General features: G+C 54.6%; 15 protein-coding genes. 4 read left to right on the top strand and 11 right to left on the bottom strand.

Going from position 1 to position 25012, the window contains the following annotated elements:
- Window positions 1–18 precede the first annotated feature (18 nt).
- The gene (locus H144_RS0115425; RefSeq protein ID WP_026350719.1) at window positions 19–2532 is read right to left on the bottom strand and encodes a phosphocholine-specific phospholipase C; all 2514 of its coding nucleotides are present in this window, start codon (window positions 2530–2532) and stop codon (window positions 19–21) included.
- Window positions 2533–2760: 228 nt separating this feature from the next.
- Between H144_RS0115425 and H144_RS0115415 the strand changes: the two genes are divergently transcribed.
- On the top strand, window positions 2761–3291 hold the full coding sequence (locus H144_RS0115415) for a Panacea domain-containing protein (RefSeq protein ID WP_019942982.1): 531 nt from the start codon (window positions 2761–2763) through the stop codon (window positions 3289–3291).
- 24 nt (window positions 3292–3315) lie between these two features.
- Complete coding sequence (locus tag H144_RS31975; RefSeq protein ID WP_051100121.1) at window positions 3316–3717, top strand: hypothetical protein; 402 nt, start codon at window positions 3316–3318, stop codon at window positions 3715–3717.
- Window positions 3718–3820: 103 nt separating this feature from the next.
- On the opposite strand, the gene H144_RS0115405 is transcribed toward H144_RS31975, so the two are convergent.
- The 9 genes from H144_RS0115405 to H144_RS0115365 form a co-directional block, all read right to left on the bottom strand.
- Entirely contained in the window at window positions 3821–4354 is a 534-nt protein-coding gene (locus H144_RS0115405) for a YceI family protein (RefSeq protein ID WP_019942980.1), read from the bottom strand.
- Between the two features lie 237 nt (window positions 4355–4591).
- Window positions 4592–6124 carry an FG-GAP repeat domain-containing protein gene (locus H144_RS0115400; RefSeq protein ID WP_019942979.1) on the bottom strand — a complete coding sequence of 511 codons (1533 nt, stop codon included), beginning with the start codon at window positions 6122–6124 and terminating at the stop codon, window positions 4592–4594.
- 75 nt (window positions 6125–6199) lie between these two features.
- A complete protein-coding gene (locus H144_RS0115395) occupies window positions 6200–7978 on the bottom strand; it encodes a RagB/SusD family nutrient uptake outer membrane protein (protein ID WP_019942978.1) in 1779 nt (592 codons plus the stop codon).
- A gap of 25 nt (window positions 7979–8003) precedes the next feature.
- A complete protein-coding gene (locus tag H144_RS0115390) occupies window positions 8004–11573 on the bottom strand; it encodes a TonB-dependent receptor (protein ID WP_019942977.1) in 3570 nt (1189 codons plus the stop codon).
- A 212-nt stretch (window positions 11574–11785) separates the two neighbouring features.
- Window positions 11786–12886 carry a FecR family protein gene (locus H144_RS0115385; protein WP_019942976.1) on the bottom strand — a complete coding sequence of 367 codons (1101 nt, stop codon included), beginning with the start codon at window positions 12884–12886 and terminating at the stop codon, window positions 11786–11788.
- 85 nt (window positions 12887–12971) lie between these two features.
- The gene (locus tag H144_RS0115380; protein ID WP_157504742.1) at window positions 12972–13565 is read right to left on the bottom strand and encodes an RNA polymerase sigma factor; all 594 of its coding nucleotides are present in this window, start codon (window positions 13563–13565) and stop codon (window positions 12972–12974) included.
- Window positions 13566–13750: 185 nt separating this feature from the next.
- On the bottom strand, window positions 13751–14155 hold the full coding sequence (locus H144_RS0115375; RefSeq protein WP_019942974.1) for a response regulator: 405 nt from the start codon (window positions 14153–14155) through the stop codon (window positions 13751–13753).
- Between the two features lie 196 nt (window positions 14156–14351).
- Complete coding sequence (locus tag H144_RS0115370) at window positions 14352–18635, bottom strand: T9SS type A sorting domain-containing protein (protein WP_019942973.1); 4284 nt, start codon at window positions 18633–18635, stop codon at window positions 14352–14354.
- Between the two features lie 24 nt (window positions 18636–18659).
- Complete coding sequence (locus tag H144_RS0115365; RefSeq protein WP_019942972.1) at window positions 18660–22949, bottom strand: T9SS type A sorting domain-containing protein; 4290 nt, start codon at window positions 22947–22949, stop codon at window positions 18660–18662.
- A gap of 159 nt (window positions 22950–23108) precedes the next feature.
- On the opposite strand from H144_RS0115365, the gene H144_RS0115360 reads away from it, so the two are divergent.
- Window positions 23109–23696, top strand: coding sequence for a hypothetical protein (locus tag H144_RS0115360; RefSeq protein WP_019942971.1), 588 nt, complete (start codon window positions 23109–23111; stop codon window positions 23694–23696).
- An 84-nt stretch (window positions 23697–23780) separates the two neighbouring features.
- On the top strand, window positions 23781–24005 hold the full coding sequence (locus H144_RS0115355) for a hypothetical protein (RefSeq protein WP_019942970.1): 225 nt from the start codon (window positions 23781–23783) through the stop codon (window positions 24003–24005).
- Here H144_RS0115355 and H144_RS0115350 read toward each other — a convergent pair whose 3' ends face one another.
- Window positions 24006–24854 (bottom strand): alpha/beta hydrolase family protein, encoded by an 849-nt coding sequence (locus H144_RS0115350; protein ID WP_019942969.1) that lies wholly within the window; start codon window positions 24852–24854, stop codon window positions 24006–24008. It abuts the gene before it with no gap.
- Between the last annotated feature and the right edge of the window lie 158 nt (window positions 24855–25012).

Here is a 25012-nt window from a genome sequence, read left to right as displayed (position 1 = left end):
ACTTTAATGACCAAACGGTTACCTGGCCATAAAAGGGTCGCTCACACTCTCCCTACCCGTCTCCACCCGGCCTGCAAACCGCCGGACAACCCCCGTCGAATCGCTTCGCACGTTGAAATCGTACCATTGATGGCTTCTCGACGCTGGAATCACCGTTTTTACCGTTCCCTCAATAGATACAATTACTTCTATATCCTGCTGGTTGTAGGCATTGTCGGTTACACGGATCGTCGCCGCTTTTTTCCCGCGGTTAATGGTTAGCAGCTCCACGTCGCCCGTCGGCTTACCGTTTTTACCCAGCAAATACCCGCACCGGACGCTCACCGCCGGCTCCTGGGCGTGGCCGCCAAACTCCCGGAAATAGCCGTTTGGGCCATACACACGCAAGTGGTATTGCCCGCCTTCGAATGCATCGAGCCTGAACGTTTCCGTCAGCGTGTCGCCCGCCTTCACGGCATAGTTCCAAACCCGCAGCACCTCGCCCTCATAAGGGTTCATGGCATAGATAATGAATGGCGCACCGGCCGATTTGGCGCCGAATGCCTTCTTACCCGCATGCAGCCTGATTTCGAATGTCGCCTGATCGGCCGAAAGCGCGCCGTCGGCGTACAATTCATACGGGAGCGCGCACGAGGGCCGCGTACCAGGTTCCTGTTTGGGTAAATGGGAGGATGTGGCAGCGCCGGCATTCACCTCTCCTATTTCACTGGCTGTCAATGCCTTGAAATTCGCTGGCACATCCTTAAACTGGGCTTTGTAAATGGTCGAGACCACTTCGTCGCGGTTTACCGGCGTCGGCTTTTTGTATGCCGAGGCGTCGTAGGGCTGAAATACCGAGCTGATGTTACCGCAGATCGTCCGGCGCCATTCGGTAATGTTCGTCTCGCGGACCTGCTTTTTGGATTTATGACTGCAAAATTCTTCGAGAAACCGGATAATGGACGTGTGGTCGAACACCTGCGAGCACACCTTCCCGCCACGCGACCACGGCGATGCCACCACGAGCGGCGTGCGGAATCCCAGCCCGATCGCCCCGGCCCTGGCGTTGGCCTTCGGCACCTGGCTTTCGTCCTGTTCCAGGGTGACGTATTCGGCTTTGATATCGATGCCTTCGGAAACTTTTCCGGAGTTTGGTTTGAATGGGTCAGGGATCGAAAACGGCGGGATATGGTCGTAATAGCCATCATTCTCATCGTAGCAGAGGATGAAAATCGTTTTCTTCCACACCTCCGGGTTTTTGGTCAGAATATCCAGCGTCTCGGAAATGTACCAGGCGCCATACCACGGGGCCGACGGGTGATCGGAGAAATTTTGCGGTGCCGCCAGGTAGGATACCGCCGGCAGTTTGCCCTCGTTCACATCCTTGCGGAACTGGTAAAAGATGTCGCTTTTCGGCACGTCTATTTTCTTCGCTGAATCGCCGTCCTTATAATACATCGACGACAATTGCAGGTAATCCGGATCGTTGCGGTTGGTTACGAATGCATTGCGGTGCAACTCCTGCTCAAAAACCGACAGCTTTTTGAAATTCTCCTCGCTATGCTCCGCCAGGTCCGTTTCCAGTCTTTCGAGCAATGCGTGGCGCTGGTCCCAGGATTTGGTCAGTTTATCCTTTTCGGCCCCGGTCGCCGCGTCGAGCTTTTCCTTCAATGCGGGCAGGTCCTTTTTGATATTTTCGACTTCCAGCTGGGCATAATGGATAAAATCCGGCGAGAACTTCACGCGGTACTGCGCATAACGTTCCAGCGGATTGCAACCGAAATTGCTGAGCCACGAGCCCTTGCCGGGATGGAACTGCATGACGGCGCCTACCTCGTTCTGGTAAAACTTCCAGCTGATACCGGCCTCCTGCATACGCTCGGGGAAGGTTTTCCATTTCACGGGCTTGTTGATGGAGAAATAGCTGTTCCGCAGCACCGCCAGCGAGTTGATATCCGGCTTCTCGCGGATCGTCCCCGACCACAAATAATAGCGGTTCGGGTGCGTAGGTGTCATCGACGAGCAGAAATTCTGGTCGCAGATCGTGAATGCGTCGGCCAATGCGTAGTAAAAGGGAATGTCCTCCCGGTCGTAATAGCCGAGCGTGAGCGGCATTTCCGCATACTCCTTGTGCCCCGAGCGCTTGGAAGTAAGCCATTTATCGTATTTCCCGCCATTGTAGGCATCCACCTGCGACTCGCGCGAATGCGGCAGGTCGTGCATCCAGGTGGCTTTGGTATTTTTAATATCGAGCCGGAACGGCGCGTAGGTATCTCCTTTGAGATCGGTTTGCAGCCAAACCTTGTTTTTATTGGGCAAATCGATGGCCCGCGGGTCATTGAAGCCGCGTACGCCCTGCAACTTGCCGTAGCTGTGGTCGAACGACCGGTTTTCCTGCATGAGGATGACGACGTGTTCCGCATCCAGATAAGTGGAACCGGCCGCAGGCTGTATCGCCATCGCCCGCTGCACCGACTCGGGGAACAAGCCCGCAAAGCCAGCCCCGCCAGCCAGCATCGTCGCCTTTTTAATAAATTCTCGCCTTGAATCCATGGGTTTAGTATCGGGTGGTTGGAATAGTTACAAGTATTTTGAGGGGCAAAAATACTGGTACAGGGGGCGGTGGGTAGTTATGGGAGTGTTAAGAAATGGGGAGAAAAAATGAGGGAAGGAATTTCACAAACCCAGGGAAAATGTTACTTTTGTGTACTACTCAAATGTTCCTTCGCTCGTTCGCAGCCCGCCGTCCTGGCAGGTTCTTCAACAATCAATTATCCGATTATGAACGCATTGGAAGAAAAAATCGAAGGAACCATTCACCTGTTGCTCTATATCCTGAAAAAACTGGGAGGCCGGTCGGATGTACACAAACTATTTAAAATCCTGTATTTCGCTGAGCAAAAGCATCTGGTCAAATACGGTGCCACCATTTCGCAGGACCAATATCATGCGATGAAAAACGGGCCGGTACCGTCATTGGCTTATGATATTTACAAAAGCGTTAAGGAAGGGGGCGCTTCCTATGCCCGCTACTTCACCGCTGTCGATCGCTTTTCGATCGAAGGCATTTCCGAACCGGATATGGATTATCTATCGGAATCTGAATTGAAATGCATCGACGAATCGGTGCTGGAAAATAAGAACCTGACCTTCAATGCACTGACCGACAAATCGCACGATGAAGCATGGACATCGACGGCCCGCGATAAGGAAATGGATGTCATCGCCATTGCCAAGGCCGGCGGAGCCGACAGCCACATGATCCAGTACATCGAAGACAACCAGCTCATCCAGGTTGCCAGGTTTGAGTGATATCCCACCCACGCTATCATTCAAATGTCCACACTTATCGGGACTGTCATCCGCATGATGGTCAGAGATACTATACCGCCCAAAATCAAGCGTTTCATTATCGTCGGTGCCTCCGCAGATACGCTGACGCTGGCGTCCGTTTACATCAATACCGAACTTAATATCAAGGTCAACTACAACCTGGACCTCCGCTGCCAGCACATCGAATTCGACGTGGCCGGTCGCGATTACCTCGACCATACCTCATTCGTCGACTGCTCCAAGCTGAAAATCATCGAACGCGAAGAGCTTTGCGAGATCATACGCAACCGGCCCGCCGTAGTCATTGGCCATTTGAGCGTTTCGGATTTAGAGCTGGTCAGGCGACAGATTGTTCACTCACCTACTATAAAAGGCAAAATCAAGAAGCGGTACGGGTTTTATTGAAGGTGTTTAGCATGGATTAAATTGCCAAAACATCATCAACGAAAAAGAGGGTGCCCCGAAACAGGGCACCCTCTCGCACGTCAGCTACTCTAAACAATGGCTGTTATGCTTGTTTGGCCAGCTGGATGTTGGCCAGGATTTTGATGTTCTCGCCCAGGGCCAGGCCGCCGGTCTCGGTCAGGGAGTTGAATGTCACCCCGAACTCTTTGCGGTCGATCGTACCGCTTACTTCAAAACCGACCTTGGTGTTGCCCCACGGATCGCGCTCGGTGCCGCCGTATTCGGCCGCAAGCTCCACTTCTTTCGTTACGCCCTTGATCGTCAGGTCGCCGATGAGCTTGTACACATCACCCTTGTCCTTTTGAAGGGATGTAGATACGAAGCTGAACTCGGGATATTTCTCCGCCTCGAAGAAATCGGCATTGCGCAAATGCTCGTCACGGCCGGGCTGGCCGGTATCCACGCTATTGACGTCGATGCTGAAATTGACGTCGGCATTCTCGAAACTGTCCCCTTCGGTTTGCGCGGAGCCGCTGAAAGTGCGGAAGAAACCGGTTACCGTCGAGATCACGAGATGCTTTACTTTAAACTGTACTTCTGAATGTGCAACGTCCACATTCCACGTTGTCCTGGACATGATTTCAAGTGTTTGGATGGTATGAATACTTCAAACCTGGCTCTGGCGGGATGCCACCGGAGCCGGGCGGCAATACAAAATTACCGCGATCCAACACCCGAGATCGACTGCTTACCCGAAGGTTACCACTATACATGGGTATACCGCACGCCGCACGCCTACCCGAATTCCGTCAGCGGCCCCGACGTAAGCAAGCTCGCGCCGGGCGTATACTTCGTGAAATTTTGCAGCGTCAACTCAATGCCGCTTCATATCATTTTGCAGCACAACAAACGGCAAATACACATTCCAGTCCGGCTGCACCGCGTCCTGGTTGAGGAAACCTTTGGAATAGTTGCCCAGCACAATGTCGGGGTCGCCGTCGTTGTCCCAGTCGCCTGCGTCCATGCATATCCAGCGGCCCGATGATGCAACAGGCGGAGAAAACGGCTGAAATTGCGGCTTAGCGTTACCTTGGGGCGTGTCGTTGCGGAAATAGAGAAATTTTTCGGCGGGGTTATGTTTCAGGTCGGCGAAGAATGCCAGCGACGCAATGTCAAGGTCGCCGTCACCGTCAAAATCGGAGGCCACGGCCCTGGTCGCGCCGTTCACGGGGTAAAACCAGCTTTGTTCCAGCTGGAAGTCTCCTTTGTTCAGGAATAAATAAACGCCGTGGTAAGGTTTCAGAATGCGGGAGTAATCACTGTTGTCGCCGGCGGTGTAAAGCACATCGGGCCGGCCGTCGTGATTGAAATCGGCGACCTGAAAGCTGGACGAGCCGTAAACGGGCGGAAAGCGCAACAGATTTTTTTCGGTAAAACCACCCTTTTGATCATTGGTAAAAAGCCAGATCCCCTCATCGGCATGGGCGAAGAGCGCGATCAGGTCCGTCCAGCCGTCGCCATTGAAATCGCCCGTGAACGATTGCGTGGCACCTGCTATTTCGCGAACGGGCACTTTGTCAAAACCACCGTCTTCTTTTTGCCTAAATACATACAATCCACCCTGGTTATGCCCGAATGCGGAAACGGCGTAATCCATCCTCCCGTCCCGGTTAAAGTCCCCCACCGCGGTGTGCAGCGGCCTGCGTAAGCCGGTAATGAAAGGCTTCGGTTCAAATTGCCCGTTGGCCCCGCGCCGGTACATTTCGCCGCTCGCCACGTCGTAAGCCCGCATTTCGCCCACGGCCGTTACCACCGGCATTTCGCCGAAAAGCATGTACGTGGCCGGGGAAGCGAGCGGGGCCCGCATTTGCTTCCCAAAATGCTCGTCCCAGCGCATTAAAGCCGGCATTTCGGAGCTGCTCGTAAAAATGCCCTTCGCCCCCGGATCGAATGCGACCATCGTCGTGGTGGCGAGGTGTGTGGTGTCGGCGGCGGGCTTTTTCAATGTAAAACCTGCCCATTCCCCACGCACGGGCACAGTCGCGTGAGCGGCCGGCAGCTGCGCGGGCGCGAGGGAATCGTAGTAGGCAACAATCTGCGTCCATTCGGCAATGGGCATTGCGGCCCGTTCGCCGGCGAAGTACTGGCTCTTCTGCCATACCTCTATCCCGAAATACGGTGCCATGGCAGGCAACACCTGCTTTTTCCAGGTTTCCTTATCGAGCAATGCTGGATCGGGCGGTAAATGACAGGTGCTGCAACGCTTCCGGGCGGCGTCCCGGCCTGCCGCGAGCTCGCCGGAGAGGCTGTCGTCAGCCGATTGCCCGCTCCGCCCGCAAGATTGCCCGGTAATCGTGATGAAAATAGCCGTTACGACTAAATGCCAGAACTGTTTCGCCAGCTTCATATTTCCTGTTTATGCCTCTATAATAAACAAAAAGGGGCAGTTAAAAACCGCCCCCATTGCTTTGGTATTAGCTTGTTATTGGTAACCGGGATTCTGTTTCAATGAAGATGCGCCGTTTTTTGTACTGAGGTCGATCTGGCGTTGCGGGATCGGGTAGTACTCGTTTACATTCTTCACAAATTTACCCCCTCTCACGTCCGGCGTGATCTTGCTTTCGAACGCGATGTAGGCATTGAGCGTCTGCTCGGCAATGCCCCAGCGCGACAGGTCGAAGAAACGGTGGCCTTCCATAGCGAGTTCCAGCTTGCGCTCGAAGTAAATGGCGGCCAGTGAGCCATCCTTACCCTTTCCGGCAAATGCACCGGCCGGGTACTGCGCGATCTTGTAGTTCGCTGCCGGCGTCTTCGTGAAACCTCCCATCGGCTTGGCGGGATCGGTGTAGGTGTACACCCAGCTTTCCGGTTTCGCGGCACGGGCACGCACGCGGTTGACGTACTCCTGCGCTTTCGCGAGGTTGTTCAGCTGCGCCTCTGCCTCGGCGGCCATCAGCAGCACGTCGGCAAAGCGGATCACCTGCACGTTGATCGCCGTTCCCGGCGCCCACGAATGCTGGTCGGAATACTTGTCCTGCGTAGCCTGCCAGTAAATGTTCTTTTTCGGAGAATACGGGCCGGCGTAGCTCTGGTCGCGGATCCATGTCTGGCCCGGGTGGTTACCCCAGTCGAGGAACGGGATGCCGCGACGGCCTACGGTCCAGTCGATACGCGGGTCGAGCGCGGTAGTCGCATCCGGCGTAAATGCCGCTTCGGATTTGATACCCATGTCGTTTTTCAACGTCGTCGCATTGTAGTTGTCCACTTTCGGCAGACCGTTGGCATCGGTCTGGAACGAGTTCGCCAGGTCCAGGCTGGGCTGGTAGAAGCCGCAGCAGCGGAACGGGGAGTTGTACGGGAAGTTCAGCATCCCGCCGGTGTTCGCATTGTCGATCGTGTTGGTACCGTCATTGGCCGCCATCTGGATCGCAAATACCGATTCCGCGAGGTTTTTCTGCGATGCATCGAAGTTGTCCTGGTACTTGGGCAGCAGGTCGTATTTCAAGCCATTGCTCGTCACACCCGACGAAATCACCTGGTCGAAGATCGTTTTCGCCTCGTTGTATTTCTTTTCGTACAAAAACGTCTTGGCCAGGTAAGCGGCCGCCGCCCATTTGTTCACGCGCCCCACTTCGGGTTGTGTCGCCGGAAGGTTGTCCATCGCAAACTTGAAATCCGCCTCGATGTTCGACCAGATATCCGTGTCGTTCTTCACCGCTGCCGGGTCGGGCGTATTTTCATCCACCCAGGGCACCATATTGAACATTTTCTTCAATTCGGAATAGTAATGTGCGCGCAGGAAGCGTGCCTGTGCCGAATAGCTGGTCTTCTCGGCATCGGTCATGCCGGAGGTTACGAGCGGGATGAATTTCAGCACGGTATTGGCGCGGTTGATGCCCTCGTAGGCCGCCCGCCATTTGCTGTTGAAAAACCCGTTGCTGGGGCCCGCGCTGTAAATCATGATGGAGTTGATACCGGGCTGGTCGGCACCATCGCTGCCTTTCTTGGCGTCACCGCCGGCAATGCTGCCGTAAATCCAGTTGTCGGCCGCGGCGTCCCAGGCGCTTGCTGCCCCCACCCCGTTACCGTCCAATGCCGCATAGGCACCTACGAGCAGGCTTTGTACACCTGCCTTCGTGCTCAGCTGGGCGTCGCTAAGGGAGCCCAGCGCGGGTTTGTCCAGAAAACTTTCCTGACAGGAGTAGGAAATCAACCCGAAGATCGCGACCAGCGCTATTTTTGAAAATCTAAATGTCTTCATCTCTTGCTGTTTAATATACAGTGAATTAGAATGTCAGATTCAAACCAACCAGGAACTGGCGGGTGTTGGGATAAACCCCTTCATCCAGACCGAATGCCGTAGAGCCGGCCACCTGGCTTTGGCCGACCTCAGGGTCCGGACCAGAGTACTTGGTGATCGTGAACAGATTGGCGGTTTGCACATACACGCGCAGGCGATCGATTTTCAACGATTGCGTCAGGCTTTTCGGCAGGGTGTAGCCAATCTGGGCATTCTTGGCGCGCAGGTACGAGCCGTTTTCCACATAGTAGGAGTTCGGAACGTTGGTGGTACTGAACGAGCCGGTGTTTTCCTGGATCGGTGCGGTGGCATTGGTGTGGGTGGGCGTCCACGAATCGTACAATGCCGTGTTGCTTTTCGCTCCCTGGAAGTTGGTGTAGAAGTCGTGCCACCATTTCAGGTTGTTCCAGATCTGGTTGCCCTGTACACCGTAGAGGAAGATACCGAAATCGAAGTTTTTGTAGGTAGCGCCAACGTTCAGACCGTAGCTGAACTTAGGGCTTGGGTTACCGAGGAAAGTACGGTCGTCGGCCGTAATGATGCCGTCGCCATTCACATCCTGATAACGGAAGCGGCCTACTTTCACTTCATTCTGGTAGACGGCCGCCGGGTTACCGCTTTTCTCGGCAGCCTGCGCATTCGCCTGGTCGATCTCCGCCTGGCTGTTCCAGAAACCTACGATGTTATAGCCGAAGAACTGGCCGATCGAATGGTTCACGGCATTGCGGACAATGGTACTGCCATTGAAACGGCGTCCTTCCTGGTCGAAATACGTAACACCGTCGGTGATCTTCACGATTTTGTTGTTATAGGTCGTCAGGGTCACGGTCGCATTCAGTTTCAGGTCTTTCCCAATGGTTTTCTCCCCGTAAATCGACATATCGATACCTTTGTTCTTCATCTTGCCGATGTTCACGGCAGGCGCTGTTCCCTGGCCGACGGTACCCGCCAGTTCAGGTGAGAACAACAGGTCGTCGATGTTTTTCTGGTAGTAGTCGATCGTGAAGTCGATCGCGCCGTTGAACAACTGAGCGTCGATACCGATGTTGGAGTTGATGTTACCCTCCCATTTCGCGTTCGGGTTACCGACGCGGGTGCGCTGGAAGCCGAGTACCGTGCTGTTGCCGGTTCCTTTGATATCATAGAATGCGAAGCTTCTGTTCTGACCGTACGTGGTGAATGCATTGGCAGGGTCCACATTGAACTGGTTACCCATAATCCCCCATCCACCCCGGATTTTCAGATCGGTGAGCCAGGTAGCGCTTCTCATGAAAGCTTCTTCTTTAAGGCGCCATCCCGCGCTCACAGCCGGGAACCAGCCATATTGCGAGGTAAAGCGGGAAGAACCGTCACGACGCAACGTTCCGCTCAGCAGGTACTTGTCCTTGAAATTGTAGTCGATGCGGCCGATGTAGGAGAACAATGCATCGGCAGCGCGGTTCGAGAAGTTGGTAGGCGTTCCCGAGCCGGTGGAAAGGCTGGTGTAATTCGGGTCGAACGAGAAATAGCTTTGCGTTGAACCACCCACTTCCCGGTATGTGCTGTTGTAGGCCTCGGTACCGAGGAGCACTTTCACATTGTGTTTGTTGGCAAATGAATGCTCGTAGGTAACGGTGTTGGTCCACGTCCAGTTGAAACCGGAGTTCACGCGCTCGGAGTACGAGTTGGTCGTCACGTTTTCGGAGTTCTCCCATTCAGGATAGGCAAATGTATTTTCGGCATACGTGAACAAGCCGCCGCCGAAGCTGCTGCGGAAGTTGAAATCTTTGAGGAAATCCACTTCGGCAAACATATTACCGAACAGCGAGTTGGTCAGGCCGCGGTTGTTGCGTGCACGGTCGCGGATCGCTACCGGGTTTTTGGCATTACCCAACCCGCTGCCGAACGAACCTGCGTAATTGCCCTGAATGTCGTACACCGGAATGATCGGCTGCATACGATAGGCCATCCCGATGCCGCCCCCTTCTTCGAGGATACCGGTACGCGGGTTGTTCACTAAGGTCAATGCGATGTTTTCACCCACGCGGACGTGCTTGCTGACATTATACTGGCTGTTGGCCCGCACGGTGTAGCGTTTCAGGTAGGTGTTCATCAGGTTACCCTGCTGGTTGAAGTAGTTAAACGAAAACAGGTAATTGCCCTGTTCGCCGCCGCCGCTCACCGATACGTTGTGGCTCTGGATCGGCGCATTCTTGAACACCTCGTGGAACCAGTCGGTACCCTGCTTGTTAGCCTTCACGATCCGGTAAAACGAATCCATATCCGCTTTGTCGGTGTAGTTGGGGTTCACATAGTATTTCGAAAGGTCCACGCTGCCTTCTTTCGCGCCTGTCGGTACGATGTAATCAGGCAGAAGGGGCGTTTCGCCGGCACCATACTGCGGGTCGTTGATCGTCGCGCCGGAGTTTTTCAGGGCGAGGAATTTCAGGTCCGCCATGCCTTGCGGCGAAAGAATGTCGTATACATTGCCTTTCGGAACGGTCTGCGTACCGTAGAACATGTCATAGCTCACTTTCACCTTGCCCTGGCCGCGTTTGGTCGTGATGATCACAACGCCGTTGGATGCGCGCGAACCGTAAATGGACGCCGAACCGGCATCTTTCAACACCTGCATCGAGGCTACGTCGTTGGGGTTGAGGTTGTTGATATCCTGCGTGGGGACACCATCCACGACGAACAGCGGCGTGTTGTTACCGAACGAGTTGATACCGCGGATACGGATCTGAGGCGCCTGGCCCGGCTGGCCCGAGGTAAGCACGGTCACACCGGAGGCGCGGCCTTGCAGCTGGTTGCTTAGGTTGGAGTTAGGCTGCTCGGTCAGCTCGGATACCTTCACGATCGACACCGCGCCCGTAAGGTCCTTGCGGCTGGCCGTACCATAGCCCACTACCACGACTTCATTCAGCAGCTTTTCGTCCTGCGTGAGCGTAACATCCATTACATTCTGGCCGGCCGGCACGTCCACATCTTTGGAAGTGAAACCCACGAAGCTGAATGTAAGCGTAATAGCGCCGTCCGGCGCATCAATTTTGTACACACCTTCCGCGTCGGTGCCGGTCCCCCGCGACGTGCCTTTCACCACCACCGAAACCCCCGGCAGGAAAGAGCCGTTCGCGTCGGTCACCACGCCGGAAACGGAGCGGTCCACCGTCGCCGATTTGTAGCTTTGCGGGTTCAGTTTTTCGACAGGCAGCTTCACCCTTTTCAGGATGATTTGTTTGCCTGAAACCTCGAAGTCAAGGTTTAATGGGGTCAGAATGGTTTTCAATGCCGAGCCCAGCTGTTCCTGCTGAACATGCACACTTACCTTGCGCTCCGCCTTGATCAGGCTCGAACTGTAAAGGAATTTTATTTTAACCTGGTCTTCAATCGCTGACAACACTTTACGGACATCCTGATTTTGCATCTGGATCGTAACGCGGTTATTCAGAACCTCCTGCGCTTCGGTCACACGGGCCATGGCCACGGTCGTCAGGAGTGCAGCAATGATGAGTTGCATACAACTGAATCTCATAAGGATCTGCCAATAAGCATAGTTAGGATACAATTTTTTCATAACTTTACTAAGTTTTGTAACATGGAAAATGGGCAAAACGAGTCCTCCATCCGCTGGTAACGGATGTCATCGAATTGGGGATGAACTTCGGGTTGGTGATGGTGCAACATCATCAACCTTTCTTTTTTTGGGGAGTTTGGTTAAATCATAGAAGCAGTCAGGGTTTAGGGTTGTTAGTTAGGTTTATTAGGCTTTGGTAAAATCTTTGGTTCTCAATCACATCCACGGCCCGAAACGATGATCCGGCCATCGGCTACCTCGAAACCGGCTTCGATCCCCTTGCAGATCAGCTCCATTTTTTCATAGAGGTTTTCATTCGTGAAAGAGGCGGTCAGCAGGCATTGCTCGAACGAACGGTTATCATATACGATGTCGATCCCGTAAGTCTCTTCGATGTTGCTGAACACCTTCGATACGGGCATATCCTGAAATTTCAGCAGCGGAGCTGGTAACACCGCCGACACCAGTATCTCGGGCTGCTCCACGAGTTCTTTGCGTATCTGTATCTGGTCCCTCGAAAAAAGTACTTTCTGGTTGGGCGTCAGAATGGTTCCGGCCAGGTGCGGCGTACGGATGCCCTCGCACACCTCCGTGTCCGTACGCGGGAACACGGAAACCTTCCCCGTTTTCACACACACTTCCACCTGCCTCGCGTCCTCGAATGCCTTCACCATGAAACTCGTACCCAACACTTTGGTAACCAGCTCATTGGAATACACCACAAACGGCCTCTCGCGATTTTTGGTAACGGTAAAAAACGCCTGGCCCGACAAATACACCTCGCGCAGCGTATCGGCCATGAAATCCTTTTTATAGCTCACATGGCTGTTCGGCTGCAACAGGATGGCGCTCTTGTCCGGCAATGTAAGCAGGATCGGCTTCCCCGTATTGTTCGCCTTTTCGATCAGCGGCTCCGTCACGGCCGACACCAGTTCGTGGTAACTCACGTGGTTATCGTGCCGGTTGGGCTGCCGCAGCCAGCCGATCACCGCCAGCACCACTGCCGCGGCCGTCAGCGAGGCACCAAGACGCAGCCATAATCCGCCGATCTGTCGGCGGCGCGGCCGGTCCTTGCGCCCCATGATCTCTTCGAACATATCCGCCACCAGCCCGTCCGTCGGGAAGCCAGCCTCCATATCGGAGCTGATTCCCAGCAGAATGCCTTTCGCCTGGGCTACCTGCTCCATTTTTTCCGGGTGCCTGATCAAAAAATTCTTCCAAAATTCCTCGGACTCCGGGCAAGGTGCTGTTACCCAGGATTTGAAATAGTGATCTTCCAGAAAATCAGTTACTTCATAATGATAGTAACTCATCAGTATAATTATTTAATGAAAAAATTGAAATGGTGCTCAATAAGAAAGAGCACAATGGCGGGGCGTTTAACTCACTTTGGAGAAACTATTTTAGAAGAAACAGCAATAATCCCGAAATGCAGAGAGAAATGGTGAGCTGGCGGAGCTTGCAAACGGCCCTTTGCACCAGGTTTCGCACCGATTGCTCATTGATGGTAAGTATTTCGGAAATTTCCGAATAGCTGAAATCCTGGTAAAAACGAAGGATCATTACTTCGTACTGGCGGCCGGGGAGGCTTTTGAGCCAGGCATCAATTTCATCTTTTTGCTTCTGAAACTGCTCCGATTCGATGATTTCGCTTTCCTTCGGCAGGGTTACCGGCAGAAAATCCTCGTCGATATGCTCCCAGCGCTCGCTGAGGCGCCCGTTGCAAGCCTTGTGTATACGCCTGCGCAGCGATCGGAAAAGGTAAAAACGGGGGGATTCGGCGTCGGCCAGGCGGGTGCGGCTTTGCCAGAGATCGATAAACAAATCCTGGACCAGGTCCTCGACCACCATATCTTCGGTAACAAGCTTCTTGCCGTAGCTGTACAGGACCCTGACATACCGCTGATACAGTAAGGTGAATGCCTCCTCGTCGCCCTGCCGGAAGCGCTGCCAGAGAACTCTATCGTCGGTATCGGTAAATGATGAAGCCAAATAGCCAGGTTTTTGCATTTAATCAAAAATACCAAAAAATGTTTAAATAGAACAATTTTTGGCACAATTCTCTTCGGATATTATCATTTTCCTAAACGATATTGACATAATCTAAAACTCGTAAACTGCTGGCTACATAGCAATTAAGCAGGAAACCGCAGGACGAAACGGCATAGGGCGTCCGGTCATGAGACGGGGCGTTTGTCGATTACCTGGATGAATTCTCTCCGCAGTTCGTCGATATCGGGGGTCTTTTTCATAAAACCCGAGGCACCCAGCTCCATGCAGCGTGTGACGATTTCCTTCTGGTCCGAGGTGGAGTACATATATACAGGCGTTTCCCGCAGGCGCGGGTCCTGTTTCAGTTCCGCCAGGAGCTCCATGCCATTCATTTTAGGCATATTGATATCGATAAAGATGACGTGCGGCGCATAGGCACCTTCTCCCAGCTTCTGCAATGCCTGAATGCCGTCGCATGCAAACTCGCAATCCACTTCCTTGCCCGTGTCCCGCACTGTGAGGAGGAAAATCTCCTGATCATCGACATCGTCGTCCACCAGGAGGATAGAAATATTACCAGGTCCTTTCATATCAATTCTCGTGTAAGCGTCACGAACCTTTCATGGCTGCCGATCTGCATTAGTAATAAAGTGGGTACTGAAAAAAGTCATTCCAATACCTGGGATACGGGCATTGTCAATGAAACTCGCGTAGAACGGACGCCAACAAACGCATTGTCCCAATCCCCCCTCACCACACCTGCCTGACTGGGCAAAAAACGCACGGTTATTCCCGCAGCACCTTCACTGCGTGCACACCGCGCCGGGATTCGATTTGCAGGATGTAAATGCCCGCCGGCAAATGCGACATATCGATCACCTCCTCCTGCTGATGTGCCTTCTGCCCGAACAATCGCCTGCCTGCGGCATCGGATACCACGATCGTGCGGCTTTCCGCCTGTTTGAAGATCAGTCTCAGCCGGTCGCGCACGGGGTTGGGGGCGAGCGTTACCTCCTCGTATACGGGATTTTCGACACCCAGCACCACCGCCACCGCTACTTTCGAAGGTTCAATGATTTTCCCGGTACCGCAGTCATTCCGAACGGACACCAGCTGATAGGTCGCCTGCCGGACATTGGTAAGCGCAATGGTATCTGTTTCATAAAAAGAAGTGCGACGGAACGTTTCGAGGTCGTTGGCGTAGCTGTAAGTCCACGAACCGGTGCCCGTAAACTTCACCACCACTTTCGCGTTGCCCGCCGGATCCGGTACAACCTGCGCAGATTCGAATGCCGCCGTCGCTTTGCTTTTCAGCGTAACGGGGTACATATAGTCAGCAGACGAAGTTCCTGCGTCCGAGGCCACGACGCGCACCCGGAACGACACTTTCGGGTCGATACCGGCCGGGAATAGGGTTTTCAAAGGCGAAACCTGGCCGCCCGGCACCCATTCCTTCAACATCTTACCCTGGTCATCCAGCAGCTGTATGCCAAAACGGTTGCCCGCCGAAAAACTGCCCGTAGCGACGAAATGCACGATGACCGAATCCTCCTCGCAAAGGCTGGCAGGATTTGGCCCGGTCACGTAGGTAGTTTTCACATTCCGGGCACCGGCAGGAATGACCGTCACGGTAGCGGTGCCGGAAAACGGCACGGTACCGCACGTGCTGGACGCTTCCAGGATGCGGTAGGTCGTCGTCGCGACCGGCTTCACCAGCACGGCAGCCGCACCCATGTAGAAGAACTGGATCTCACGCTCGACGCCGTCGGAGAGCCTGATTTTGACGGGCAGGTTACCCGCTGTTTTAGCCCGCAGCTCTATGGCCGTCTGGTCCCCGGCATTCACATTCACATTGCCTGTCAGTTCCAGCTCGGCCGGCTTACCTACTACCATCGGCTGGCTTGCCGATACGGCGGTACCGCCAATGCTGCACACCAGCATATTCCCGCTGAGCGGCCATTCGGCCGGTATGGACAATGCGATCGTTCCCGCATTCACCCGTGTAGCCCCTATCTCGCGCCTAGCCCCATTGGCATTAACCAATTGAAATACGATATTCTGCCCATCCGGAATTTTCCCCAGCACCTCGTAGGTAACATCCACGGTTCCGCCAGTGCATACGGCGGTATTGGCGAAGGTCAATGTGCGGATTACCGGCGTCACTTTCACGGACAGGTTCCCGGCTGCCGTTCCATAACCACAGCGGTTGCTCACGGATTTCACTTCGAAAACCATATCCTGCTCCGGCTGGAATTCGCGGTAAAGACCTCCGTCGGACGTTTCATCGCCCAGTCCCGTGGCCGTGAGGCGGTAAGGCCCTCCGCCGGTCAGAATGTAGTTAACCGCCACTTTTTGTCCGGCGTTGATCTGCCCGTTGGCTGGCGGCTGGCCGAACTGGTCGTACGCGACGGTGGCAGTCGGTTTGGTATTAATGCGGATCGTCGCGTTGGACGCTTCCGTTTTATCCTCGGAAATGATGCGGATCGAATACTGTCCTTCTTCCAGCTCGGGCACCTTTACCCGGAATTCTCCTGCCGAAATCGGTACGGTGCCCAGGGTCGTGAACGTGCCGCCCAGCGTGGCGATCTGCAAATGCACGGGCGTGGTGCCCGGCGCCGTACCCTGGATGCCGAACGGCACCCATATTTCCTCGCCGGGACAATAGGCACGTTCATATTCGAAGTTCTTCATCAGCAGGTTATAACCCTTCCAAAGCACATAGGAAGTAGCATTGACGTCCGTCGTGCCGCATGCATTGCTCACCGTTTTCAGCACGAACGGCGTCACCACCGAGCGCGGCGGCGCGACAGCGAAATTATATTCATTGGAAAATTTCTCGAAACGATAATCGCGCCCGCCGCCCGACACCTCGAAAGCGTACGGATTATAGCTGTCCTGGCGGTTGCTGCGGATATCCCATAGCCCGTTGGTCCACACCTGCTCGTCCATATTCACGACCAGCGGATTATCCGCGCTGGTTTGCTCGGTACCCGCCGCATAGAGAAAAGGCTTGATCTCCCGGTACACCCTGCTCACGGCCTCGCCGGTCACGACCGGGTTCGTGGAAGCCACATTGATATAATCCATGGCCTTCGCCTCCTCGTCGGTCAGCGGCAGCTTGTAACGCCCCGGCTTCTTTACGGTCAGCAGCGCTTTGGATGTGTTGTATACACTAAAAATCCTGAACTCGTTATCGGCGGCAAATTCGCCATATGCGTCAAAATAGACCTCAATGCTGTCGTTGGTACACGTCACGCTCTGGGCGGATGCAGGCCGCACGCTGATCGCCGGCGTTTTAGCAGTATATGACTGCACCGTCACATTCAACGGCTCGATCTGCTCGTTGGAATAGCACACATTCTGCACCCGCTTCAACTGGTAGCTGCCCGATTTCTCGAAAAATGTCCGTTCCAGCTTCTCCGTAAACTCCCAGCGGTCCATTTCGCCGTTGGGATAAGTGACCGTGAAAGGCGCGCCGCCGTCGATCACGGTAATGTAGTCGTAAAATTTGGGGTACGGCAGCACGGCGGGCTTCGTGAGCCGGTAGGTAATTTTCGGAATACCGTTTATGCGGTAGCCGAAAACTTCGGGTGCGGTGTAGGCCGGGTTCGTCGTTTTCACGCGCAGGCTGCGGATCGAAAAGTAGCCGTCGCGCCCCATAGCCGCCGTTGAAAAGGGGATCGTGAATTCGATGGAATCATTGACAACCTTACCTTCAAATTCAAACGTTGTCGTGCCGGCTGTGCCCACCACCGTATAGCGGGTATTTGCCGTCAGCGCCGCGGTAGAAACAAATGGCAGCCTGACTTTTTGATTTTCACAAATATCCACTTGCTTTCCGCCTGTAAACGGCACAAAAATACCCGGCGCCAGGGTCACTACCACATTGCGTTTGGAAACATCGGTTGTGGCACCGCAGCGGGATTTCAGCGATTTGACGGCGAATGTTTCCGTTTTCACCGGGTAATAGGTGGCCGACAGATAGGTGTCGTTCGTATGAAAAACCTGGCCGTTTGTCATTTCCACCGTAAACGGCCCCGCGCCGTACAGCTGGACCGATACCCCGAAATAGTCTCCGGGCACAATGGTGCTGCTCTCGCTGGTAATGCGGGCGTCGGGCTTGGCGGCGATGCTGACGTAGTCGGCCAGGGCCGGGCTCACCAGGGCCGGCGAATCGACGATAATGTACACTTTCAGGCCCTGCCCGTATTTCAGGTCCGCCTGCTCCGGTATCGTCGCCGCCAGCACGCCCGGGGATTCGACGGTCGCCGGCACTTCAAAAACCTTCCTTCCGGGGGCATCGTCGTAATACCGCTCTTCAAACCGCAGCCGGAAGCGCGCGGATGGCGGGAGGGTGCCGCCGGTGATCGCATAAGTAAGGTGCACGCGGCTGCCCTTGCACATGCCCGCATCCAGGAATTTGAATGGGACTATGGTCAGGGAATTGACCTGATGCCTCCTGCTCCCCGAAAACGGTACGGCCACCCCGCAGCTGTTGACCGCTTTGGTGATGAAAATTTCCCCCGAAGCATTCACCGGAATATTCACCGGGGTGTTGCCAGGCGCCAGTGACAACCGCGTGCTGTCGTTGAGCGTAATGGTTACCGCATTGTTGGCGCTGTTCGAGAAAATGGCCTGCACGCTGGCACCGGCATTCACCGTGTCGGTAAGCGTCGTCGGGCCGGCGAGCGTCACTGCTCCCCGCGAGGTAAATGCGCCGAGCTGCGCCTGGTTGCTCTTCACCGCCGGGTTTGTTGACACGACCCGCCCTATGAGGTAGCTCTCGCTCCGCAACGTATCCGAATTGACGCTCGCGACGATGTTTCCCGACCGCATCACCGCCGGAAAACGGGCAATAACCTTATCGGACCAGCCATCCGTAAACTCTATGAAAAACTGGTTACTCGCGTTAAAGGTACCCGTCAGCCGGGCCGGCAGGGAGATTTCTCGAAACGAGCAGACGCGGGTCAGATTACCTGGCTCGATGGTAATGGCCGGGCCGGTTGACTGGGCATAAATACCCCCGCCAAACAATAAGAATGCGAAAACGAATAGAATTCTGGTAAACATCGGCAATGGTTGCGGCTGGTTTTGTTAGTTCTTGATAATGCGGTAGCGCGCGGTACCCCTTTTTCCTTTGATTTCAAGCAAATAAACACCCGCAGGCTGCCCGCTTAGCTGGATAGCCGCATTGGAACTGCGTGAACGAAGCTGTTTCAATCGGGTACCGTGCGCGTTGTACAGCAGAATATCCCGCTGCGCGGCATCACGGAACCACATGTCCACCACGCCGCCCGTCGGGTTCGGACCGAAGCGCAGGACTTCGTCCGAGGGCGATGGCTCCGTGCCAGTAATGAGTTCAACTTTCAGTACCGACGGGTCTCTGAGCTTCCCTACCCCACATACATTCCTTACTTCCAGCAGCCTATACTCCACCGCGTCGCTCACCGGGCGCAGCAGCAGCGAGTCAGGGTTACCCGACGGATAGCGTTGGATACTTTCGCTTCCGATACCATACCGGTAATTGAAAGGTCCGCTGCCTTCGAATTGAACGACCATGTAGGTCTTTTGGCCCGTCTGATAAAATACCTCCGATGCCGTAAGCCGCGCGGTTGCATATGCTTCGATTCCCACTAATGCGGACATGGTAGCCGTTTGCATATCCGGGTCACTGGACGTGATGCGAATGCGGTAGCTGTTTCCAGCCTTCGTACCGGCAGGAATGACCGCCCGGAGCGGTGAGCCCGTACCGAATGTGGGGATAGGCCTGAAATTTTCGCCCAGCGAGTCCGACAAATGCACGGTGTATACGGCGCCTGTCAGATCGCCATTGGAATAAAAACTCACGGAAACCGTATCCGAAGCGCAGCGATACCACTTGCCGATCGCCTCTACCGATTGGATACTGAGCGATTTCTGCTTTTTCGGCTCTACCGTTATCGTTGCCGAACCGTTCACCTTGCCCACGCCGCAAACACTCCCCGGCGCCTTCAAAGTGTAGGTAGTGGTTGCCGCCGGCTGTTTTTCAATTTCCATTATGCGCCCTTTCGCGGGGATTCCGAACGAATAACTAGTCCCATCCGAGAGCTCGAAAATGGTATTCTGCGCAAATGCGGCATTGGCGCGCACAAACAATCTGACAGTCTGCCCGGCCTGGATGCTATTGTTCCCGAATAAGGTCATATCCGGAACCTGGTAGGGCTGGAAAGCCAGGCTTCCCGACAGGTCCATGGATTGGACGGTAGCCACGACGCCGAGCGTTTGGTCGCCCACATATCCCGACGGAATGCGCAGCAGCATGGTCCCTTCCAGCTTTTGGGTCGAGTCCAGCTTAGCCAGTTTTTGCGTTCCACGGGTGAGCGTGAAAACCAGATAGTTATTACCCAGCGACGGAATGCCGGAAATTTTATACCCTACTTCCACCGGTTGTCCGGCGCAGAAGATTCCCGGCCCTGTTTCCGGCACATGCGATACCTTCAATACGGGCTTCACATTCACGGTAACCTTGCCCGATACCGTTCCGAACCCGCACGTATTCCAGGCCTTGGCCAATGTAAATACCTCCGGCCCGGTAACCTTTTTTGTATAGTAAATCTCCTCCTGATCGCTGCGTTCTACCTGCCCATCGGCAAACTGCACATTCCACGGAGCAGTACCGGTGTTGCGCACATACAAATGCACATCCCCGCCATACGGCACCGCCAGGGTAGGCTCATTGCCCGGCTGCGCGTGCGAGCCCAATACCACCTCCGGCTTGCGGCCGATGCGGTAAACTGCCGGATCGGACTGTACGCCTGCATTGGATCGCACCCGCATGTAGTAAATGCCCGCCGGCCTTTCGGGAATGGTAATGGTAAATGCACGGCCATCGGTGATGGTGGCGATATCGACAAACGTATTGCTGCTTTCGGGCGTGCTCATTTGCAGGGTGAACTGCGTCCCCGCCGGCGCCTGTCCCTCCCGCACGTCGAATGTGACTTTTGCCTGCGTGCCTGCGCAATACACGTTCTCGTACGGGTACCCGATCGTCAAGGTATATTCTTTGAAATACAGATAGGAACTGACCGTCTTTTCGAGGTTCCCGCACGCATTCACGGCCGAAGTGGCCTGGAATACCGATACCTGGTTGGGCGGCAGCGACGTTTCGAACCGGCCGTCGCCCTGGCTGTCGGTGACGATTGTGCCGGGCTGGCCGTTGACATTGTATTTAACCGTCGTAAAAGGCATGGACCGCACCATCAGCGACTGTTTACCGCCATTGTTGGAAATGGTGGCAGGGCTGCCCTGGCTGCCATCCGGGTACAGGCCAAGATACAGCGATTTGGGGCGCAGGTCGAATCGTTCCGTCTCAGAAACGAGCCTCGGCAAGCTGGAAGTCAGCAAAAGGCTGGCAGTAAATGTACTCCTCCCGTCGCCCGGAATCCTGATCTTATACCTGCCCTGCTTGGTGATGGTCATCAGCGGGAATTCCTGTGACTGCGCGTCTTTGGAATAGGCAATGGTAAAAACGTTGCCTGCTTCGAATTTACCGTTGAAAAATACCTCCACCTCCACGCTGTCGCCCATGCAATATCCCCGATAAGGAAATGCGAGGAACAGCGCCGGCGACTGGTCGGCAGGCTTTTCCACTTTCAACGGAAATGCAGGCAGGCCGGTGGTGCGGAAGCATTGATTTGAAAGCGATTTCAACTGAAAAATGGTGTCTTTTCGGATAAACTGGTAATGCCAGTAATTGCTCGCGTCCCACGAACGGCTCGTTCCATCGGCATATTCGAGCACAAACGGCCCGCCGCCATGCAGGTCGTAATCCATCCGGACCGTGGAAGGAAACGGAACGGATTTCAGCGAGAGGTTGCTGAATGTCATGAACGGTTCGCCCTGGATCGTCAGGTAGGTCGCTTCCGACGCCATCGCCGGGTTGGCCGACACGAGCCGCGCGCGGGAAACCATTCCATAATTTTTCAGCGGGTCACGGCTGTTATCGACCGGAATGGTGAACTCCACGCTATCGCCTGCGACTTTGGCCTGAAATACAAATTTCTGATTGTCGCGCGTGAGGGCTTCCACGGTAAAGGTAGTCTGGCTGCCGGTGCCCACGGCGATGAACGGCAGCCGCACGGTTTGCCCGGCGCAGAAGTTCCGGTTGACGTAGCTGTTGGGCGTGCCCAGGTAAAGGCCGGGCCGCACCGTTACCGTCACGGGCGTGTGGACCGGGTTTTCGATCACGCCGCACCCTGTTTCGAACGTTTTAACCTTGTATTCGGCGGTGGCTTTGGGGTAAACATCCAGCTGGCTGCTGGTCATTTTCTGGCCATTGGTGAAGGTGATCAGATACGGGGGCATCCCGGAGAGCTGTGCATTCAGCCTCGCCGACTGACCGAGTACGACACTGGGGTTTTCAGTCGTGAGTTTGAATGCCGGTTTCGGGCTAACCCAGATATCGAGGCCGTCGTTCCGGGTGACCGATGCCGGATTCGTGGTGACGATCCCGATCCGGAATTGCGTCGAAAATGCGTCCAACGCGAATTTCTCGGGAAAACGGGCCGTTAGCTCGTTTTTACCTGTGAGCGTGGCAGGCACGTCGGCGTAATCAAGCTGCTCGGCATATTCGTCGCCTTTGTACACCCGGAGTTTGAACTGGGTACCGGCTGCAAAATCCTGCCCGCCGGTACTGAAACCTACTTTGAACTCCCCGCCCTCGCAAACGGTGTGCGGAAAAACAGAGGTTGGGTAAAAATCGAGCTGATTAGTCCGCACGGTTACCTGGCCGCTCACGGCCATCGGCCCGCACGCATTCGACGCTTCTTTTACGGAATAGGTACCGGCCTTTGCCAGCGGCAATTTGATGTTGGTTTTATAGGATTCCGAGCCGTACGACGGATACAGCAGCTGGAATTTTTCACCTGTATTCAAGGTGACCTCGCCGGGGCTCGGAGGCGAAACGGTCAGTCCCAACTCGATCGGGTCGCCGGTGTTGACGGTATCCGCTGCCAGGCCCAGCCGGGTGGCAATGCGCAGGGTGCTTTTTGAAATAACCCTGAACGAGACGTTCTCCGTTTCGGTTTTCGGGTTCGAAGAGACCACTTTCAGTACAATACGCTCGTAGTTAGCCAGCTTCGCATCTTTCAGGTTCGTAATCAGTTCACTACCTTTCAACTCGGCCGGGTACGTCCATACTTCCGGCGAGGCGTCCCAGTCGCGGCGCACGACGACCGAAAATTGGTTACCCGCCGGAAATGTGCCGGTTACAGCCACACTAATCACCAGATCGGTACCGGTGCAATAGTTGTCGGATTTGACATTGAGGATCCTGATGGACGGACTTTGTGCAATACAAGTGAGGGAAAAACAGGAAACAAGAAGGGTAAGCAGAAATCGGATCATACATAGAGTGGGAATCGGTTACAAAAGTGGTGATAATCCGATTGCCAATCAAGACGCTTGCTTTGTAGTAATATTTAAAAATTAATACTACAAAAGTAGAATTAATTAACTTTTCAGTATACTTGCGGGCACAATCAATTTTTAGCCAACACTATTCGTATGAAGAAAAATTTCCTTCACCTATGGCTGCTCATGCTGATGACAGCCGTGTCCTTCTCGTGCAGTGACGACGACGACAAAGCCCCTGCAACCATTAAACTCGAAGACTCCTGGAAAGACGGGTGGACTTCGCAGAAAGTACTCGATATTACCAAAGGCCAGCGTCCGGCGCCATCCGTGTACCTCGACCAGAAGTACATCGATTTTCACCTCGCACAGTTCAGCGAAGGCGCTACGTACCTCGTGACCAAAAAGGCTTTGGACGACTACGGCCGCGACACGCTCGGCTACCCCGACAACACGCAGTTTGTCATGACAAAAGCCGAAATGGACGCCATGCTGACGAAAACGAACAAGGATATCAGCAAAATAGAGAAAGAACTCGGCATACCGGCCGACAGCTGGAAAGGCAAGGAAATGGTCCGGATCTCGATCCCGAACCCCAAAGATTTGAATGTACGCCTGCCGTCGGGCAACGAAATGGGCGCCAACAGCCTGTGGCTCCCGGGCGGGCATCTGCCGACTGGCTACTCCGAGGCGGTCGTCAATAAAATACCGAAAGGAAAATACACGGAAACGCCACTATAAACCACGAAAAAAAGGACAATGCGTTGGGCGCGCATTGTCCTTTCCATTTGACGTATATTTAGCCCCGCATAACGCTATTCCTGAATGAAAGAAATTGCCAAAGAAGCCTGGAACTACACGTTTACCGAACATCGTCCCGGCGACTACGTCCTGTCGGTCGTGTGCGGCGGCGCAGGTATGTACGACTTCGCCATCCGCCTCACACCCGCCCAGGTAACGGCGTGGGAGCGCGACGGCCTCCCTTACATTTTGAAACTCGTAGAACAGGTCCGTCACGACCAGGGCCCATTTACGGCCCAGAAAGCCTGATTATTTCTCGATAATGGCCATCAGCACGGGCCAGAGGTCTTCCCGGAATTTTTTCCTGAATATGCCCGTGTGCCCTACCTTGCCGCGCGTATGGTCCCGAACGGACAGTTTGAGGATCTGCTGCGGCGAGTTCGGGAAGAAACCCATCATGAGCGGCACCGTTTTGTCGTTGGCGATAAAATCGTCGCTCATATACACGGCTGTAATGGGCCTCGTAAACCGCACGAACTTGTCGGCATCGAGCAGCTGCGTGAGGCTTTCTCGGAAATAGGTCCTGTTGAGGCACCAGGTGCGCCATTCGAGGAGCATGTTGCGGGGGAGGTTTTCGCCCCACCCTATCTTCGTCATCACGCCGTAGCCGTACACCTTCACCATCAGCGGCCCCACAAAATACCAGAGCGCCCAGATGAGCCACCGCCACGGCATCGGGAAATAGCGCCAGTAACCCAGCGCCGAGCTCACCGACACGACCTTCGCAATGTGCTGCGGGTTATCCAGAAACCCCACGAGCTGTGCGCCTACGCTGTGCCCGAGCCAGATGATTTCCTTCAAACCCTTCTCGGACACGAGGTAATCCACCACGGCATTCATATCCTTCGTACCCCACTCGTGCATATAGGCGTCCATCGTGCGCAGGTCGGCGGGTGCGGAGCCGCCGATGCCGCGGTAGTCGAACAATAGCACGTGATACCCCTTGCCGACCAGGAACCCGGCAAAATGGCTGTAAAATTCTTTTTTGACACCGGTAGCGGAGCTGATGACGATTGATCCCCGGCTTTCCTGATCGGGTGAGGCGTACAATGCGCTTAGCTGGTAGCCATCGGACGCCGTGATTGTTAGTTTTTCCATTTCAGTGTTTTTTCAATGGCTGATTAAAAACGGGTCACGAAAATAGGCTACCGGCTCAGGTAAAGGCTATTACAAATGTTGCATCGAAGGATAAGGATGTTTCACCCTGTTAAATTTCCGCGTCGGTGCAACATTCGGAGCCGGTAATCGTCATTGCG

Origin of the sequence: Dyadobacter beijingensis DSM 21582 (genome assembly GCF_000382205.1) — a bacterium.
Taxonomy (GTDB): Bacteria; Bacteroidota; Bacteroidia; order Cytophagales; family Spirosomataceae; genus Dyadobacter; species Dyadobacter beijingensis.
This window is presented reverse-complemented; position numbering and strand designations above follow the sequence as displayed.

Coding starts and splice junctions, on each gene's coding strand:
- H144_RS0115350 (WP_019942969.1), bottom strand. CDS start 24,854: ATGGAAAAACTAACAATCACGGCGTCCGATGGCTACCAGCTAAGCGCA.
- H144_RS31975 (WP_051100121.1), top strand. CDS start 3,316: ATGTCCACACTTATCGGGACTGTCATCCGCATGATGGTCAGAGATACT.
- H144_RS0115400 (WP_019942979.1), bottom strand. CDS start 6,124: ATGAAGCTGGCGAAACAGTTCTGGCATTTAGTCGTAACGGCTATTTTC.
- H144_RS0115370 (WP_019942973.1), bottom strand. CDS start 18,635: ATGTTTACCAGAATTCTATTCGTTTTCGCATTCTTATTGTTTGGCGGG.
- H144_RS0115360 (WP_019942971.1), top strand. CDS start 23,109: ATGAAGAAAAATTTCCTTCACCTATGGCTGCTCATGCTGATGACAGCC.
- H144_RS0115375 (WP_019942974.1), bottom strand. CDS start 14,155: ATGAAAGGACCTGGTAATATTTCTATCCTCCTGGTGGACGACGATGTC.
- H144_RS0115355 (WP_019942970.1), top strand. CDS start 23,781: ATGAAAGAAATTGCCAAAGAAGCCTGGAACTACACGTTTACCGAACAT.
- H144_RS0115405 (WP_019942980.1), bottom strand. CDS start 4,354: ATGTCCAGGACAACGTGGAATGTGGACGTTGCACATTCAGAAGTACAG.
- H144_RS0115415 (WP_019942982.1), top strand. CDS start 2,761: ATGAACGCATTGGAAGAAAAAATCGAAGGAACCATTCACCTGTTGCTC.
- H144_RS0115395 (WP_019942978.1), bottom strand. CDS start 7,978: ATGAAGACATTTAGATTTTCAAAAATAGCGCTGGTCGCGATCTTCGGG.
- H144_RS0115425 (WP_026350719.1), bottom strand. CDS start 2,532: ATGGATTCAAGGCGAGAATTTATTAAAAAGGCGACGATGCTGGCTGGC.
- H144_RS0115390 (WP_019942977.1), bottom strand. CDS start 11,573: ATGAAAAAATTGTATCCTAACTATGCTTATTGGCAGATCCTTATGAGA.
- H144_RS0115365 (WP_019942972.1), bottom strand. CDS start 22,949: ATGATCCGATTTCTGCTTACCCTTCTTGTTTCCTGTTTTTCCCTCACT.
- H144_RS0115385 (WP_019942976.1), bottom strand. CDS start 12,886: ATGAGTTACTATCATTATGAAGTAACTGATTTTCTGGAAGATCACTAT.